Origin of the sequence: Salipaludibacillus sp. CUR1 (genome assembly GCF_021028955.1) — a bacterium.
In the GTDB taxonomy this organism is placed as follows: Bacteria; Bacillota; Bacilli; order Bacillales; family Salisediminibacteriaceae; genus Salipaludibacillus.
This window is the reverse complement of the sequence record NZ_JAIWPE010000039.1, coordinates 25,969-42,487: the sequence shown is the minus strand read 5'-3', so window position 1 is coordinate 42,487 and position 16,519 is coordinate 25,969. Positions and strand designations below refer to the sequence as shown.

Below are 16,519 nucleotides of genomic sequence, written 5' to 3'. Positions count from 1 at the left end.
ATATAAAAAATTTGGTTTATTCGTCTAAGATAAGTTAAAATCGGATTATATTAAAAAATACAGACTGTTTGAGTTTACACCTCAAAAAAGGAGAAATCAATGAGCAATCCATCATCTATCATAGCTGCCTTGCCACCGTTTATTCAAGGGGCATGGGAAAAATCAGGCTTTAAAGAATTAACACCTATTCAGAAAGAAATGATTCCGGAAGCAGCAGCGGGAAAGAATATTATCGCCGAAGCGCCGACAGGTTCGGGAAAAACGCTGGCGTATCTTTTGCCATCCCTTCAAAAAATCAACCCTGACATAAAACAGGCCCAGCTTATTATCACGGCGTCATCGAGAGAACTGGTGATGCAAATTCTGGATAATGTAAACATTTGGGCAAAAGACAGCGGAATTAAAGCAGCAGCATTAATCGGCGGCGCTAACTTGAAACGCCAGCAGGAGAAGCTGAAAAAGAAACCTCATGTCATAGTGGGGACACCCGGCCGCCTGACAGAATTGGCCAAATCGAAGAAGCTAAAACTACATGAAGTGACAACCGTGGTCCTTGACGAAGCAGACCAGCTTTTTGCCAAAGAGCATATAGGCGAAGTGGACCATTTAATGAAAGCTGTCATGAAAGACTGCCAGCGCATTATATGCTCCGCTACTATTCCTCCTCGTGTGGAAAAACAGGCGAAAGAACGAATCGAGGCGCCCGAAGTTATCAGGATCGAAATGGATCAGGATCATTTAGAGAGAGTCGATCATGTGTATTTAGTCGCCGAACGTCGCGAAAAAGCAAAGCTGTTCAGAAAATTGGTCAATATGGAAGGGATGTACGGACTCGCTTTCTCAAATGACATTCATGAACTTGAAACATTCGCTGAACGTTTGGAGTACAGAGGGAAAAACGTAGGTGTTCTCCATGGGACAACTTCCAAGCAGGAGAGGGAAAAAGCCATTAAATCATTCCGAAGCGGAGAGGTACCGGTGCTGATGGCCACCGATGTGGCTTCACGGGGACTTGACATTGAAGAGGTCAGCCATGTGATCCAGCTCGATCTCGCTAACGATATTCAGCAGTATGTCCACCGTTCCGGCCGCACAGGACGGGCCGGCAAGTCAGGCACGGTCGTATCCATTGTCACTGAAGGAGAGAAAGAACGGCTCTTGCAAATCGGTGACAAACTGGGGCTCCAAATAGATGAAAAAACGTTCTCACACGGGAAATTAGTTTAATGATTTTTTAGCTGATGCGAAGAGGGGCACTTTACTGAGTGCTCTTTTTCGTGTTTGGACTCAAAGAGAAAGCGCCGTTGACCAAAAAGATCTGAGTAGTAAAAACGGGGGTGCTGTACACTGAAATAAAAAACCTTCCCTTATGTCCTGGAGGACGTGTTTAAGGGAAGGAACCTCATGTTCACAATGTCTCTTAGTTCTTCGGGTTGGCCTAAGACCTCTTTTCTACAGTCACTTTTTCATCAATTCGTCCAAATGAATGGAGGGCCAGCAACGTTTTTACAGTGAGCCAGCCTTGCCATTCCTTTTTAGCTTCGTTTTCCCATACTTCCCTGAATTGGCCCCATTCCCAAAATGGGTGCCATGAGCCGTCTGCTGCCTGATTATCAATTTCGTAATCCAGATTAAGCTCCACGTTGTTTTTAAGGACAGAATAGAGCGGCGAAGCAGGGGAAGGCGCGAGCCACAAAGGTTTGGCGCAGTAGCCGTCCCATTCTTCAGGATTAGTCGTAACAACATTTGGCGCTATTTTTCTCAGTTGATCCGTCAGCATACTTTTACCTGGTTCAGGCATGACTTCTGCCAGTCTTAAATAGGAAAGGACCTCATGAAATTCCATCACGCCTTCTGTGTTTTCAATATACTGGAACACATGGTCATGGAGGGTGCCCAGCAGGCCGTCACGAAGGATCTGGGGATAAGCATGATAATACCCTGTGATTTCCGCTCCGGGGTTGGTTTCGAATCCTTCATCAGTTTGTCCTGTATAGTGCCACCAGTCTGCGTGCGGCTCATTATTCATTTCAGGGAGGACTAACGGCCACTTTCCATTCTCCTCAAATACGCTGGTAAAATACTGCATCGCCCGTTTAATAAAAGGATGCTGGAGAGGAGTTTTAACCATGCAGGCATACTGCATAGCGACAGACGTGCTGACAGGGCTGGAAACGGCCATTCGTATATCAGGCTCAATTCCGTGGCCGCAGCCGCCGTCTGTGTTTTGATACCGGGACAGTTCGTTCATAACGGCGAGACTTGAACCGTTCCAGAAAAAGTATTCAAAAAGCTTTTTATCCAAAGGGCGGGCATTAGTCATAATAAAATCAACCGCTTTAAAAAACTGATCCTGAGTAAGTCTTTTCATTTAATAAACCTCTCTTTTATTATGATGACCATCATTAGAAGCAGTAAACTATGCTATGCTTTAATAAGTAAAAAACTTCCTTAGGGAACGAAACGTTTGTCAAATATCTCCGTATATATAATTAACTATGTTTCCTATATCCTACCATATTTTCTCCTGGATTAAGCACAAAAGTCATAGTTTCATAATTTAGTAAAAAAATAGGAGGAAGACGATGAGTCAAACGGTACTCGAGATTAATGAGCTGACAAAGCAGCTGAATAGAAAAAACATTGTACATAATGCGTCTTTCCAGATGAAGAAGGGTGAAATTCTCGGTTTGCTGGGGCCGAACGGGGCAGGAAAGACTACGACAATACGCATGATTGTCGGCCTCATAAAAAAGACGTCAGGGAAAGTGTATATAAACGGGCGGGATTTAGACGAGGAAGGCCGGGCATGCAAATCTGAAATAGGTGCTATCGTCGAAAATCCGGCATTCTATGACCATATGAGCGGTTATAAGAACCTGGAGCAGTACGCCCGGATGGCGAAAAACACCATCAGCAAGAAACGCGTGAATGAAGTCGTTGAACTAGTGAAGCTGACCGGCGCCATTCATGATAAAGTTAAGAAATACAGTTTAGGGATGAAGCAGCGGCTTGGGGTAGCCCAGGCTATTTTACATGAGCCGGCTCTGCTCATTTTAGATGAACCGACAAATGGACTCGACCCAAAAGGCATCCGGGATTTGAGAGACTATTTAAGGCAGTTGGCAGACAACGGCATTTCAACTCTTGTCTCTTCGCACTTACTGTCTGAAATGCAGCTGATGTGTGACAGAGTCGTGATCATGGAAAAAGGAAAAATCATTAATATATCAAATATACATGAGGAAGAAGAGACAGAGAGCGTTGCCGGACAGCTCGTCGCATTGCGTGTGGCAGACAACCATATTGGCCTGGCGCAAGAGGTGATTGCCGGTGTGAAAGAGGTGACCCTCTCCCAGCGAGAGAACGGCTCGGTGCTCCTATTGAAAATGCCCTATGACTTTTTGCCGGAATTAAACCGCCGTCTTGTCCAGGGCGGGGTAGACGTATTCGGGCTCGAATCCAGGCGCTCCACTCTTGAGGATAAGTTCCTGGCATTAACTTCAGAGAAATCTGACGAACTGCAAAAGGAGGCGACCTAAATGCTTCCATTACTTAAAAATGAATGGATTAAACTGTGGAACAAAAAACAAACATGGATTTTTGCCGCGGCAATTGTCGTCATAATGTTCGCCATCACAGCTATTTACTATTCGTTTATAGAAGAAACGACCGTACCTCAGGGGCAGAATTGGGAGATCGCCCTGGAAACGGAGATTGCTGAACAGGAAGAAATCCTTGCCAATGAGAACGAAGAATGGGTACTGGAAAGTGCGGAACAGAAGATTGAAGAAAATGAGGCACTGCTTGCTGCGGGGGTGGACCCGAACATTACTAATAATATGACGTTTATGAATGAGACTCTTTTAGTAGCTGCCTCCTTTATTACGTTATTTTCCGTGATCGCTGCCAGTTCGATTGTTTCCTCTGAAATTGACAACGGGACGATGAAACATCTGCTCATCCGTCCGTTTGAGCGCTGGCAGTTTTTACTGGCTAAGTTCCTGACTGTGGTCGGGTTCTCTGCTGCTCTTTTTGTTTTATTAGTCCTTGTTAATCTCATTCTGGGCACGCTGTTTTTTGGGGCAGGCAGCCCCTCAACACCTGTGATGGAGATGAACTTTGATGGAAATAACCTTTACACAACGGTCGATAAAGTTCTGCCGCAAAAATCCGGCCTGTACTTTTTGAATTTGCTGATGTTTATCATTATCTCATTTTCAATCTCCATATTATTTAAAAGTCAGACCCTCGCTGTAGGCATCGGGATTTTCATTCTTTTTGCGACAAGCATCTCACAGGCATTTACGGCACTTCTGGGAGAAACGGCCTGGTATAAGTATGTGTTTCTTCCGCATATGGACCTTCCGGCTTACGTCGTAAGAGACGAACTCCTCCCTGGAGTGGGACTCGGTTTTTCCGTTGGGGTCCTTGCCGTTTACGCTCTTGTCTTTATAGGCGCCAGTACGGTTTATTTTCAAAAACGCGATTTAGCTTAATAAAACTAAGGCAGCCGGCATGTACCAGTAGACATGCCGGTTTTTTATCGTGGTGAGCTTTCGGGAGCCAGTGGGGATCCAGGCAGGGCTGGGGTCCTTTTAGCAGGGTTCAGCCGCATAGCGGGACCGTGTTGCCGCCTATTTGTGGACTTTTAGCCGCGTAGGGGAGGATACTGCCTGTTCGGCTGCAGGATCCGGGGAGATCAGGGGAGTATTCTGGCTTATAATCGGGTGACTCTACCGTATAGAGCGTCGACTCTACCGTATAGCCGGGTGACTCTACCGTATAGATATGGAACTCTACCGTATAGCCGGACGACTCTACCGTATAGGCGGATAACTCTACCGTATAACAAATTTCGACACAATTTGCGTAGCGCCCCCGTCACCACCACCGCCCCATCACGTCCCGACGCAGTCCCCCCATAAAGATTCAATTCTGCTCCCGAGCAGGCGCACGTCCCGGCAGCAGCAGTCAAATAGTTGAGAGCCTTAATAGACAAACTAAGTCAAAAAATCAGCGGAACAAGCAGTATATTCGTACAAGCGGTCATGTCTCTTTTACATAACGTATTAGTGTACCACCAAAAAAATAAGGAAGGAGAGAAACATGATGTCAAAGCGAGCTAAGCCATCCCAGCCTTATTATCCGGGCCAGAAAAACACCATTTTACCTCGGTCAAACAATAAGAAAGTTCAGCCGGAAGCGGTCAGGGAGGCGTTTGTTAAAGTCCCGGTGGTTCTTGGAGAGCAGACTGTCCAGCTTGATTTAACTGCCAGAATTGATTTTCCTGAGCCGGTACTTGAAATTAAAGATGTTAAGAAAAATATCAAAATCACTCAATGCCGTTTATTATTGCCTACTAACAAACTATTCTTAAAAGGTTTTGTAAGGAAGAATATTCAGTATGCAACACCGGTGCGGTCGGATTATAAGAGAGTAGTGTCTGACCTCCGTTCTATGACTTTGGATGTACCATTTGAAACAGTCACTGACATTGATTTTATTAACCCGCCTCAGTTCGAAACAAATCCAGGCAGAAGAGAGTTCACCTATTTCTCTGAAAGTAAATTGCCTGAAGGGTTTGCTCAGAAAGATAAGTTATTATCTGCCGAGTTCTCTGAATTTGACCAGATAAGCGGAGAGCACTTTAATGAGCTGCCATACTGTGAACTGATTTCCAGCCAGTTTGTTGAGTATGATGAAGCATTAAACCGCCAGATGGGTAAAGTCAGGGACGGACGCGGGCAATCTATGAATGCGCCATTCGAAGAAGGCACATTCACTGAAATGCAGGAAAAAATGGTAGTGGAATTAACGTTTAAAGTCCTCCAGCTCCAGCAAGTTAAAGTGAATGATAACCATAAGTAATTAAAAAAATTCAATTGATCCCTTGCTCTAATGGTCCAGACAAAAATTTACGGGTAGACAGTACACTCCCATGCATTTAAAACCTCCTTTAAAATAAAAAGACCCCTGAAAGTTTAACTTTCAGGGGTTACGGCTGTTTACTTTTTATCGTATTCTTTTTTAAATTCTCTTAAATAATAAATAAAAGCGGCGCCGCGTAAAATACCCTCAAGGTTTTTGCGATCGACAAATTCGGCCCCGGCATGGCCGCGTTCAGCTTTACCGGCCGTGTACCGGGCAAGCGTAGAAGTCAAATGATGGGCAGACTCGCCAGTATCGTGAAGAATATCAAACAGCGGATTCAGCTTGGAAATTTTGCCGTTGACGTCCACGAGTGTTTCATTTGTATTGTACAACAGCACAGTTGCCTCACCAGTCACATCCCCAATACTTTTGTTGACAGTTTCCACTGTGGAAGCAGTGTTGTCAAGCGTTGCAGCGAGCTTTTTCATAACAGGAATTAAAATAATGACCAGTCCTGCAAAAGCAAGCGAAAGAATAAATACACCAATACCTAACCAATCCATATGTATCACCTCGTCTAAGATTTTTGATTTATTGTGAGCAGTTCATTGATGTTTATTCGCCCCGGTAGTTATCAACCGTATCCATCAGTTCAGCGATATATTCGCCGACTACCGGCAAAGAAATTGCCTGTGACAGAATGTAAAATAGCAGTGCCAGGAATATGGCAGTTCCAATGGTCATTCCGACACCACGGGCGACACCGGCCATAAGATTAACCTTAATCACTTCTTTTTTGTCCGTAAAATGATAGGCCATATCTTTTAAACGCCCATTCGTCGTCATATCTTCCAGCTTATCCAGCAGTTTTTCGAAACGTTCATTCTCCTCTTGACGCTTCTCATCACCCCTCGTTTTGGAAGGAAGTTTCCGCTTTTCCTGTTCTTTTGTCAACGGCAAAACAAGCACCTCGCTTCATTAAAATCAGTGGTAATTGTTTTCCCCGTTGTCACCTATTGTAAACCATTGACACTTTTCCTTCTATAGTTCTGCGAATAATCTCCTGAAATATTAGTGAAGAGCACAAATGATTCAGAAAAAGAGGAGAGTATAATTCCTGCATTTGAGCCGTTACTTCTCCATAACAGGCCTTTAGACCGGGGTGTCGCAAATTAACCTGAGACAATTTTGTTAACAAACTTGTGTCTTTAGACGGGTGCATTTATGATAAGATGTGAAATAGTATTCATTACTATATGAAAAAAAGTTCAAAACTATGGATTTTTTCATGAAAAGAAGGTGTTGAAATGGATAAAGAAAAAGTGAGCAAAGCAATTGAAGCAGCGAGAATGTACTATGTATACGATTACACCCAGAGTATGATCGCGGAAAAATTAGGAGTATCCCGCCCTACCGTTTCCAGGCTGCTAAATTTCGCAAAGGAAGAAGGGTTTATAGAAATTACAGTAAAAGACCCGGAACAAAATGTCACCCGGTTTGAACAGATGCTCGAGGAAGCATTTGGTTTAAAAAAAGCGATCGTTGTCCACGCGCCTGACGGTGACGATGAGCAAATTAAACGCAATCTTGGAAGCGCTACCGCGGACTATCTCGACGGAATTGTTAAAGACAGCGATATGATTGGCCTTACCTGGGGGACGACACTCTATGAGATTGCTAAAAAGCTCACACCTAAAAAGGTGTCAAATGTAAAGGTGGTTCAGTTAAAGGGAAGCGTCAGTCATTCTGAAACGAACACTTATGCAGGGGAAACACTTAATCTATTCGGGCAGGCCTTTAACACGGTTCCGCGCCATCTGCCAATCCCTGCGATTGTTGATCATGTCGTGGTTAAACAGGCAATTGAAGCGGACAGATATATTAAAAACATTTTGGATATGGGAAAAGAAGCTAATATTGCCCTTTACACGATCGGAAAAATAAAATCAGAATCGCTGTTGTTCCAGCTCGGGTATTTTTCAGAAGAAGATTTAAAATCCATTTACAGCCATGCAGCTGGAGACATCTGTTCACGGTTTTTTGATGAAAACGGAAAGATTTGCAGCGATGAATTGAATGCGAGAACTTTAGGAATTAACCTGGAAGATTTACGCACGAAAGAGTATTCCGTGCTGATTGCCGGGGGAGAGGGCAAGCTTCCGGGAATTCGTGGAGCTTTGAAAGGAAACTACGCCAATGTCCTTGTCACAGATGCCCATACAGCAAAAAAATTACTAGAAGAAGCAGAGGAGTAAGTATGGCACAGGCTGTTAAAAATAACCTGCCATGCTATATGAAAAAACATTCATGAAAAGGTTTACAAATGTTCAGAGCGTTTGTTATAGTTTAGTTAGCAACAGGTTGTTAGACGTCTAATCAATTTAGTTACAAACCACGACCAGAATAAGTTAGAGGTGTTAATTATGCATATTTTGTGGGGAATGTTAGGTATTTTAGTAGTTTTGTCGATTGCCTTTTTACTGTCAAATAATAAAAAGTCAATTAAACCGCGTACCATTCTGGGCGGACTGGCCATTCAGGTAACCTTTGCATTTATCGTACTTTACTGGGAAACAGGACGAGCTGCACTGCAGCAATTCACAGGGATTGTAAATAATGTCATTGGATACACTGATGAAGGGATCGATTTCCTTTTCGGCGGAATATTTGAAGCTGAGGGGGTCGGAATGATATTTGCCTTCCAGGTACTGACGGTGGTTATTTTCTTCTCATCTTTAATTTCCGTCCTTTACTATTTAGGAATTATGCAATATATCATTAAAGTTATCGGGGGCGCCCTCGCTAAATTTCTCGGGACAAGTAAGCCGGAATCCCTGTCCGCCGCAGCAAACATCTTTGTCGGGCAGACGGAAGCGCCGCTTGTTGTTAAGCCCTTCCTGAACAAAATGACTCAGTCCGAACTGTTTGCTGTTATGACAGGAGGACTCGCATCGGTAGCTGGATCCGTTCTGATCGGATATTCACTTCTTGGTGTGCCATTGGAATATCTGCTTGCAGCAAGTTTCATGGCTGCACCTTCAGGTCTTGTTATGGCAAAAATCATGCTCCCGGAAACCGATCCGGAAGCCACTTCCGACGAGCGGAACATCGAAATGGGTGACGATAAAGAATCTTATAACGTTATAGACGCAGCAGCACGCGGTGCAAGCACAGGTTTACAGCTAGCTTTGAACATCGGTGCGATGCTTCTTGCATTTATTGCATTAATCGCCCTCGCTAACGGTATACTTGGCGGCGCGGAAAACATTATAAACAATACAGTTAACTTTTTCCTTGGGTTAGTGGGATCTGACGCCCAGATTAACCTTCAGGGAATTACTCTGGAAAATATTTTCGGTATTCTCTTTTCACCACTGGCTTTTGCGATCGGTGTGCCATGGGCTGAAGCATTCCAGGCCGGGTCTTATATTGGTCAAAAACTTATTTTGAACGAGTTTGTGGCCTACGCCGCCTTTGGACCGGAAATTGAAAACTTACATCCTAAAACAGTTCTAGTAGTAAGTTTCGCACTATGCGGGTTCGCGAACGTTTCTTCTCTAGGGATTCTTCTCGGAGGACTTGGACGCCTGGCGCCTAACCGCCGTGGAGATATCGCAAGGCTCGGTGTGAAAGCCGTTATGGCTGGTATGCTTGCCTCACTTCTAAACGCATCTATTGCAGGGATGTTTTTCTAAAAGAGATTTGAAGTTTTTGAGACGGCGTACGAAATGAGAGTTTTATTTTAATAATTTGAAGTTACGAGACCAAAGTTGCTTAATTTTGGCGCTGGAATAGCAGTTTTTTCAGAAAAACTTTTAGGGAAGCGCCTGAAAAAGGTATTCAATCTTCGGAAATTGAGGGTCGATCAGCTAAAGAGAGTTGTCAATCAGCGAAAATTGAGTTCTATCAGCGAAATAGAGTGTGCAATCAGCGAAAATCCAATTCTATCGGCGAAAACAGCTATTCAATCAGCGAAAAGGGAGAGTCTATCGGCGGATGTCTGTGAGACCTCCCCGCCCTATATTGAAAAATATGAGATAATAAAACCGGATGAAAAAACCTATTACCGAAAGGATGAATGTTAATGAGTCAGTCACTTGCTTCACTTATTGATCACACATTGCTAAAACCGGAAACGAAAGAAGAACAAATACACAAGCTCTGCCAGGAAGCGAAAGATTATCAGTTTGCTTCAGTCTGTGTGAACCCGACCTGGGTCAAAAAATCGGCGGAGCTTTTAAAGGGAACTGGCGTGGATGTATGTACCGTAATCGGTTTTCCATTAGGCGCCAATACACCTGAGACGAAAGCGTTCGAAACGAAAAATGCCATTGAAAACGGAGCGACAGAAGTAGATATGGTGCTGAACATCGGGGCTTTGAAAGATAAAAACGACGCCCTCGTAGAAGAGGATATGAAAGCTGTAGCAGAAGCCGCTAAAGGAAAAGCTCTTACAAAAGTCATTCTTGAAACATGTTTACTGACAGACGACGAAAAAGTCCGGGCGTGTGAAATTGCCCTTAAAGCAGGAATTGATTTTGTTAAAACATCAACCGGCTTCTCAACTGGTAACGCCACTGTGGAAGACGTTAAACTGATGAGAAAAACAGTCGGCGACAAAGCCGGTGTGAAAGCTTCCGGCGGTGTACGCAGCCTGGAGGACGCCCAAGCGATGACAGACGCAGGCGCCACCCGTATTGGAGCGAGCGCAGGCGTGAAGATTGTAGAAGGTGAAAAAGCAGACAGCGATTATTAAAATACTTGTTAATTTTAAACGAGCCCGGCAGAAGAAGAGCATGCCGCAGGCTCGTTTTTTTCATTTAAATAGGAAAGAGATGTCACAATCACCCGGTATTTTCCTTCTTAATATGTTCGTAATTTTTTCTGAATTTTCACAAAAACAATCTCTGATAATTGTATAATAGAGGATAGAAGTTTTTTGCCGGAAGATCCCTTAAGTCCAATCTTAATTTACAAGAAACCCGTTGTGCCGCATTTGATTATACTTTTTCAAAATGGGGTGGCTGAGAATGGAAGAGCAGCTGAAGAAACAGGTTTGGACGCGCTTTGTTAAAGAGGGGGCGCTTGATTCTGACCGCATGAACAAGCGGATTATGGAGTCGTGGTATTTCTGTAGAGAGTCCGGTGTTAACCCATATGACGGAAAGGGAATTCAGCTTTTAAGTCTCGGCGATTTAAAAGAAAGGCAGCGTCAAAATGCCCGGCTGATTGAAGCGGCGTCGCCATTTCTGAACAACCTGCACAGCTTATTTAAACATACAAAATCTATTTTGCTTTTAATTGATCCCGAAGGTTATGTCCTGAAAGTAGTCGGGGAAAAGGATGCGATCAATTCAGCCCGTGAGATTAATTTTGTAGAGGGCGTAAAGTGGACAGAGGAAGAGGTGGGCACTAACGCGATCGGTACAGCGCTCAGAAACCAGGAGCCGATTACAGTCATTGGGGCTGAGCACTATTCGGTGGCGTCACAAAACTGGGTATGCTCAGCAGCGCCAATTAAAGATGAAGATGGCAACCTGTTAGGTGTTCTGGACGTATCGACGAGAGTAGGAGCCTGTGAGCATGACCATACGCTTGGCGCAGTGGTTGCTTCCGCCTATGCGATTGAACACGAGTGGCACAAGCAAATGAAAGAGGATGAGCTTGAGCTTATGGGCCGGGCCCTCCAATTTCGCGACTCTTCTCCTTACCTGTTATGTAACCGGATGAATAAGATTATTCATGTCCCCCACAGTCTTAACAGTTTATCTGATTTGCGCCATAAACCACTGACCGATGAAGCCATTAAAACAGCAGGGTGGGATGTAAAGATGAAAACGCCAGTTTATTCTGAGAGAACCGATCGGGTCATTGGCTATCAAGTGTTTGTCTCTGAATCAGAACGAGCTGTTCAGGCACCTTCTGTTATCCCTGAAAAAAAGCCGTTTCAGTTTCCAGGGGTTAAGGGCGTCAGTTCGGCATTCCAGAAGACACTCGAACAGGCGGAACAGGCAGCGGCCTTTGACATACCTGTCCATTTAACAGGTGAAACCGGTACAGGAAAAGGACTGCTGGCGAGGGCAATCCATGACCATAGTCCGCGCCATCAAGGCCCCTTTGTGGAAATGAACTGCGGAGCCGTGCCTTCGACTCTTATCGAAAGCGAGTTATTCGGCTATGCACCGGGGGCGTTTACAGGAGCTAAAAAGTCAGGTTACAAAGGCAGACTTCTCCAGGCAGACGGGGGGACATTGTTTCTCGATGAAATTGGAGAAATTCCTCTTGCTATGCAGGTAGCTTTGTTAAAAGTACTCGATCACCAGCAAGTGACAGCCATAGGCAGCCACCGGGCAGAACAGCTGAATTTCCGGCTTATTACAGCTACGAACAGGGATTTAATGAGTATGGTAAAAGAGGGAACGATGAGAGAAGATTTCTTCTACAGACTGTATGTTTATCCTGTCCATTTGCCGTCACTCGAGGAGAGAAATGAAGATATTGTCAATTTGATAAGCTGGTACTGTGACAAACATAACTGGAGTATCCACTGGCCGGATGAAGCTGAGCAAATTTTCAGAAGCATGTCCTGGCCGGGGAATATCCGTCAGCTGATTAACTGCCTGGACAGACTAAGAGTGACATTTCCTGTTCAACTCCCGGCTGACCTTGAAAAAATAAAAGAGGTTATGGACGGGCTTTATATCCAAAAACTGACAGACGCTGAAGCGCCGTCTCATAACATGACCTATCGTGAAGAGATTGAAAAAAAGGAGATAAAAAAAGCAATTGAAGCAGCAGGCGGGAGGGCCTCAGCTGCGATCAGGCTATTGGATATGCCAAGGAGTACCTTTTACCGGAAAGTTAAAAAGTATCAGCTTTAGAATCGTTCAGACTGCTGGCGGAACATAATGAGACAAAACGGGACAAAGTGAGACAATTCTCATTTTGTCCCGTTTTTTAATGGGGAAGGACTGCTCAACCCTTATATTGTAAGCGTTTTCAATATGGCATGGAACTTGCATTATAGTTTTATAGACAACCTGAGGAGGTGAAGATGACGTCTGCAGGGGTGAACGTGTGTTGATAAACCATTAAAGGGAGGAATGTGAAGATGAAAGTCTCTGAAGAAACAGTACAAGGGATAACTGCTGAGAAAGCCAGCTGGATGTATCAGAAGATGTGCGAAATCCGGAAGTTTGAGGACAGGGTTCATGAATTGTTTGGGCAAGGGGTCCTGCCTGGGTTTGTTCATTTATATGCAGGTGAAGAAGCAGTGGCTGTGGGGGTCTGTGCTCACCTCGATGATAATGACAGCATTACGAGCACACACAGAGGCCACGGACACTGTATAGCCAAAGGGTGCGAACTTGACGGGATGATGGCGGAGCTCTTCGGAAAAGCAACCGGGCTGTGCAACGGAAAAGGCGGGTCTATGCATATTGCAGACGTTGAGAAAGGAATGCTTGGAGCAAATGGTATTGTAGGCGGCGGATTTCCGCTGGCAGCCGGAGCCGCTCTCACATCCAAGCTGAAGAAAACAGGGGCAGTCGCAGTCTGCTTCTTTGGTGATGGAGCGGGGAACCACGGGACATTCCATGAAGGAATTAACCTTGCGGCTATCTGGAACCTGCCTGTTGTCTTTGTAGCTGAAAACAATGGATATGCTGAAGCCACCCCATTTGAATACGCATCAAGCTGTACAAATATAGCAGACAGGGCAAAAGGCTATAACATTCCCGGGGATATTGTCGACGGGAAAGATGCAACGGCTGTTTATGCGGCAGCCCAGAAAGCTGTAGAACGGGCCAGAAACGGGGAAGGTCCAAGCCTGATCGAATGTAAAACTTACCGTAATTACGGACACTTTGAAGGAGATGCTCAGAAATATAAACCGGACGTTGAAAAGAAAAGCCATCTGGAGGAGCTGGATGCGCTGCGAAAGTTCCGTGAGTATATTGCGAGTGAAGGGCTGTTAACGGACGCAGAACTTGATGATATTGAGGAACGTGTGGACCATGCGGTTGAGGTTGCAGTTAAATTCGCTGAAGAAAGCCCAATGCCGGCTGAAGAGGATTTAACGAAAGACGTGTATGTGTCTTATGAAACTCATGACAGGGGGGACGTATAATGGCACGAATTATAACTTTTTCAGAAGCGATTAAAGAAGCGATGCAGCTGGCAATGCGTAAAGATGAAAATGTCATACTGATGGGTGAAGATGTGGCCGGCGGTGCTGAAGTGGACCACCTGCAGGATGATGAAGCATGGGGCGGTGTTATGGGTGTTACCGGAGGCCTTGTTCAGGAGTTTGGCCGTGACCGTGTTCTTGATACGCCGATTGCCGAGGCCGGTTACATCGGGGCGGCAGTAACGAATGCGGCGACAGGAATGAGGCCGGTAGCGGAACTTATGTTTAATGATTTTATTGGAAGCTGTCTTGATGAAGTGATGAACCAGGGTGCCAAGCTCCGTTACATGTTCGGAGGTAAAGCGAAAGTGCCGTTAACCATCCGAACGATGCACGGTGCCGGCTTCAGAGCAGCAGCCCAGCACTCCCAAAGTCTCTATGGCATGTTTACGGCCATACCGGGGATTAAAGTGGTCGTGCCTTCCACGCCTTACGATGCTAAAGGATTGTTGCTTGCGGCTATTGAAGATGATGATCCGGTGGTCTTTTTTGAAGATAAAACCCTCTATAACGTAAATGGTGAAGTGCCTGAAGGCTATTATACGGTTCCGCTGGGGCAGGGAGAAATTAAGCGGCCGGGGAATGAGTTGACAATCGTCGGAATCGGCAAGCAGGTACAGACAGCTTTAGAGGCGGCAGAACAGCTCACAGCTAAAGGTATTGACGCAGAAGTGGTCGATCCCAGGAGCTTATCGCCTCTCGATGAGTCGATTATATTAGACTCAGTTATGAAAACAGGGCGTCTGGTTATTGTGGATGAGGCAAACCCGAGATGTAACGTGGCAACTGATATTGCAGCTCTAGTTGCTGATAAAGGATTCGATTACCTTGACGCACCGATTAAGCGGGTCACAGCGCCACACTGTCCGGTTCCTTTCTCGCCTGCTTTAGAGGACATCTATTTGCCGTCGGCTGAGAAAATTTTGAAAGTTGTATCAGAGATGATTGAAGATGATACGACCGTCACGATGTAAGGTCGGTAACTAAGGTTTACGGGCAAAAGAAAATCATCCTTAATGAAGGCTGTATTCATGGCAACTCACATACACATCTTCTTAGCCTGTTAATGTTTTGATAGTCGTGAAACATCCCGGCAGGGGTGGACTCACTAGGTCTCACCTGCCTTTTCATAAGGCCTGACAGACAGAATGGAGGGAGACGTCATGGCAGTAGAAATTATTATGCCGAAATTAGGTATGAGCATGAAAGAAGGCACGATTGTAGAATGGCACAAAGCGAAAGGCGAATCAGTTAAAAAAGGTGAACCCGTCGTGTCGATCAGTTCTGAAAAGATAGAAAACGAAGTGGAAGCCCCTGCAGACGGGGAACTGATCGGGGTTAGTGCGGAAGTAGACGAGGTGGTAGCTGTAGGAAAACCAATCGGGTTTATCGGCGAGCCTGGAGAACAAATCCCCGAACCTGGCAGCGGGGATGCGGCTGGGGAAACGCAACCGGAAAAAGAAACAGCTCCTGAACAGATCCGGCAAGCTCCCAAGCCGGAAAGCCCGCCGCCGGCTGCCGGAAAGAAACGGGCCTCCCCTGCGGCGAAAAAACTGGCAAGACAGAAGGGTATTGATATCGAAACGGTTGTTGGGACAGGCCCGGGAGGAAGAGTAACTAAAGAGGATGTGCTTCAGGCTGCTGAAAAAGATACCGGGACAGAATTAAGCCCGCAAACCGTATCTGCCCCTCCCCAAATTGAAACAAGTCAGGCAGCCGGTAGCACTTCCAGCCAGGAGCCGGTTAAAAAAGAACTGAAAGGCATCAGGAAAGTGATTGCCGACCGGATGCATGACAGCATCCGCAACACGGCCCAGCTAACAATCATGAAACATGCTGATGTCACAAAGCTCATGGCTTTCAGAAAAGAGTTAAATGCTGATCTTGCTACTGATGAAGAGTCTGTAAAAGTGTCAGTTACAGACTTACTGGCAAGAGCAGTAACTAAAGCTTTGCTTGAGCATCCCAACATGAACAGTGCTTTAAAAGAGAGAGAGGGAACCATCTATGAATATGGCCACGTCCATTTAGGGATTGCAGCGGCTAACGATAAAGGACTGGTGGTCCCTGTTCTCTTCAATGTCCAGGACCAGTCACTCAAGGACATTTCTGCAGCCATTCGCTCTCTCGGTGAAAAAGCGCGGGACGGAAGTTTGTCGTCTGAAGAAATGGCCGGTTCCACGTTTACGGTTACAAATTTGGGCGCCTCTGGTATTTCGTTCTTTACGCCTGTGTTAAACCCGCCGGAAACCGGTATCTTAGGGGTGGGAGCCACTGAAGAAACGCTGGCTTTTTCAGAAAAAGGAGATGTCGTGGCCAGAAAGAAACTTCCTCTCAGCCTCACCTTTGATCATCGTGTAGTCGATGGCGAGCCTGCAAGCCGGTTTTTAAATACAGTTATTGCCTATCTGGAACATCCGTACCGTCTGCTGATCTAAGGCCGGGCAACTATAGGAG

General features: G+C 45.4%; 14 protein-coding genes. 11 read left to right on the top strand and 3 right to left on the bottom strand.

Features of this window, described 5'->3' with window-relative positions; genetic code table 11:
* The first annotated feature begins 99 nt into the window (after positions 1–99).
* Positions 100–1,227 carry a DEAD/DEAH box helicase gene (locus K8O68_RS08930; protein WP_230896553.1) on the top strand — a complete coding sequence of 376 codons (1,128 nt, stop codon included), beginning with the start codon at positions 100–102 and terminating at the stop codon, positions 1,225–1,227.
* Positions 1,228–1,438: 211 nt separating this feature from the next.
* On the opposite strand, the gene K8O68_RS08925 is transcribed toward K8O68_RS08930, so the two are convergent.
* A complete protein-coding gene (locus tag K8O68_RS08925) occupies positions 1,439–2,371 on the bottom strand; it encodes a hypothetical protein (RefSeq protein ID WP_230896552.1) in 933 nt (310 codons plus the stop codon).
* Positions 2,372–2,585: 214 nt separating this feature from the next.
* Here K8O68_RS08925 and K8O68_RS08920 point away from each other — a divergent pair, with 214 nt between their 5' ends.
* The 3 genes from K8O68_RS08920 to K8O68_RS08910 all read left to right on the top strand — a co-directional run bounded on the left by K8O68_RS08920 (position 2,586) and on the right by K8O68_RS08910 (position 5,871).
* Entirely contained in the window at positions 2,586–3,542 is a 957-nt protein-coding gene (locus K8O68_RS08920) for an ABC transporter ATP-binding protein (protein ID WP_230896551.1), read from the top strand.
* A complete protein-coding gene (locus tag K8O68_RS08915) occupies positions 3,543–4,499 on the top strand; it encodes an ABC transporter permease (protein ID WP_230896550.1) in 957 nt (318 codons plus the stop codon).
* A gap of 610 nt (positions 4,500–5,109) precedes the next feature.
* Entirely contained in the window at positions 5,110–5,871 is a 762-nt protein-coding gene (locus K8O68_RS08910) for a CsxC family protein (protein WP_230896549.1), read from the top strand.
* A gap of 137 nt (positions 5,872–6,008) precedes the next feature.
* On the opposite strand, the gene K8O68_RS08905 is transcribed toward K8O68_RS08910, so the two are convergent.
* Together K8O68_RS08905 and K8O68_RS08900 are read right to left on the bottom strand one after the other, a co-directional pair.
* Entirely contained in the window at positions 6,009–6,437 is a 429-nt protein-coding gene (locus K8O68_RS08905; RefSeq protein ID WP_230896548.1) for a DUF948 domain-containing protein, read from the bottom strand.
* Positions 6,438–6,489: 52 nt separating this feature from the next.
* The gene (locus K8O68_RS08900; RefSeq protein ID WP_230896547.1) at positions 6,490–6,834 is read right to left on the bottom strand and encodes a DUF5665 domain-containing protein; all 345 of its coding nucleotides are present in this window, start codon (positions 6,832–6,834) and stop codon (positions 6,490–6,492) included.
* A 347-nt stretch (positions 6,835–7,181) separates the two neighbouring features.
* On the opposite strand from K8O68_RS08900, the gene K8O68_RS08895 reads away from it, so the two are divergent.
* The 7 genes from K8O68_RS08895 (at position 7,182) to K8O68_RS08865 (ending at position 16,500) form a co-directional block, all read left to right on the top strand.
* The gene (locus tag K8O68_RS08895) at positions 7,182–8,129 is read left to right on the top strand and encodes a DNA-binding transcriptional repressor DeoR (RefSeq protein WP_230896546.1); all 948 of its coding nucleotides are present in this window, start codon (positions 7,182–7,184) and stop codon (positions 8,127–8,129) included.
* Positions 8,130–8,297: 168 nt separating this feature from the next.
* Complete coding sequence (locus tag K8O68_RS08890) at positions 8,298–9,569, top strand: NupC/NupG family nucleoside CNT transporter (RefSeq protein ID WP_230896545.1); 1,272 nt, start codon at positions 8,298–8,300, stop codon at positions 9,567–9,569.
* 389 nt (positions 9,570–9,958) lie between these two features.
* Positions 9,959–10,630, top strand: a complete 672-nt coding sequence (gene deoC / locus K8O68_RS08885; protein ID WP_230896544.1) for a deoxyribose-phosphate aldolase — start codon at positions 9,959–9,961, stop codon at positions 10,628–10,630.
* Between the two features lie 274 nt (positions 10,631–10,904).
* Entirely contained in the window at positions 10,905–12,755 is a 1,851-nt protein-coding gene (locus K8O68_RS08880; RefSeq protein ID WP_230896543.1) for a sigma-54-dependent Fis family transcriptional regulator, read from the top strand.
* Between the two features lie 230 nt (positions 12,756–12,985).
* Positions 12,986–14,002 (top strand): thiamine pyrophosphate-dependent dehydrogenase E1 component subunit alpha, encoded by a 1,017-nt coding sequence (locus K8O68_RS08875; protein WP_230896542.1) that lies wholly within the window; start codon positions 12,986–12,988, stop codon positions 14,000–14,002.
* Positions 14,002–15,036, top strand: coding sequence for an alpha-ketoacid dehydrogenase subunit beta (locus K8O68_RS08870; RefSeq protein ID WP_230896541.1), 1,035 nt, complete (start codon positions 14,002–14,004; stop codon positions 15,034–15,036). Before K8O68_RS08875 ends, K8O68_RS08870 begins: the two co-directional genes overlap by 1 nt.
* 189 nt (positions 15,037–15,225) lie before the next feature.
* Positions 15,226–16,500, top strand: a complete 1,275-nt coding sequence (locus K8O68_RS08865; RefSeq protein WP_230896540.1) for a dihydrolipoamide acetyltransferase family protein — start codon at positions 15,226–15,228, stop codon at positions 16,498–16,500.
* The last annotated feature ends 19 nt before the right edge of the window (positions 16,501–16,519 follow it).

Coding starts and splice junctions, on each gene's coding strand:
- K8O68_RS08870 (WP_230896541.1), top strand. CDS start 14,002: ATGGCACGAATTATAACTTTTTCAGAAGCGATTAAAGAAGCGATGCAG.
- K8O68_RS08915 (WP_230896550.1), top strand. CDS start 3,543: ATGCTTCCATTACTTAAAAATGAATGGATTAAACTGTGGAACAAAAAA.
- K8O68_RS08930 (WP_230896553.1), top strand. CDS start 100: ATGAGCAATCCATCATCTATCATAGCTGCCTTGCCACCGTTTATTCAA.
- K8O68_RS08910 (WP_230896549.1), top strand. CDS start 5,110: ATGATGTCAAAGCGAGCTAAGCCATCCCAGCCTTATTATCCGGGCCAG.
- K8O68_RS08920 (WP_230896551.1), top strand. CDS start 2,586: ATGAGTCAAACGGTACTCGAGATTAATGAGCTGACAAAGCAGCTGAAT.
- K8O68_RS08925 (WP_230896552.1), bottom strand. CDS start 2,371: ATGAAAAGACTTACTCAGGATCAGTTTTTTAAAGCGGTTGATTTTATT.
- K8O68_RS08880 (WP_230896543.1), top strand. CDS start 10,905: ATGGAAGAGCAGCTGAAGAAACAGGTTTGGACGCGCTTTGTTAAAGAG.
- K8O68_RS08890 (WP_230896545.1), top strand. CDS start 8,298: ATGCATATTTTGTGGGGAATGTTAGGTATTTTAGTAGTTTTGTCGATT.
- K8O68_RS08875 (WP_230896542.1), top strand. CDS start 12,986: ATGAAAGTCTCTGAAGAAACAGTACAAGGGATAACTGCTGAGAAAGCC.
- K8O68_RS08865 (WP_230896540.1), top strand. CDS start 15,226: ATGGCAGTAGAAATTATTATGCCGAAATTAGGTATGAGCATGAAAGAA.
- K8O68_RS08895 (WP_230896546.1), top strand. CDS start 7,182: ATGGATAAAGAAAAAGTGAGCAAAGCAATTGAAGCAGCGAGAATGTAC.
- deoC (WP_230896544.1), top strand. CDS start 9,959: ATGAGTCAGTCACTTGCTTCACTTATTGATCACACATTGCTAAAACCG.
- K8O68_RS08905 (WP_230896548.1), bottom strand. CDS start 6,437: ATGGATTGGTTAGGTATTGGTGTATTTATTCTTTCGCTTGCTTTTGCA.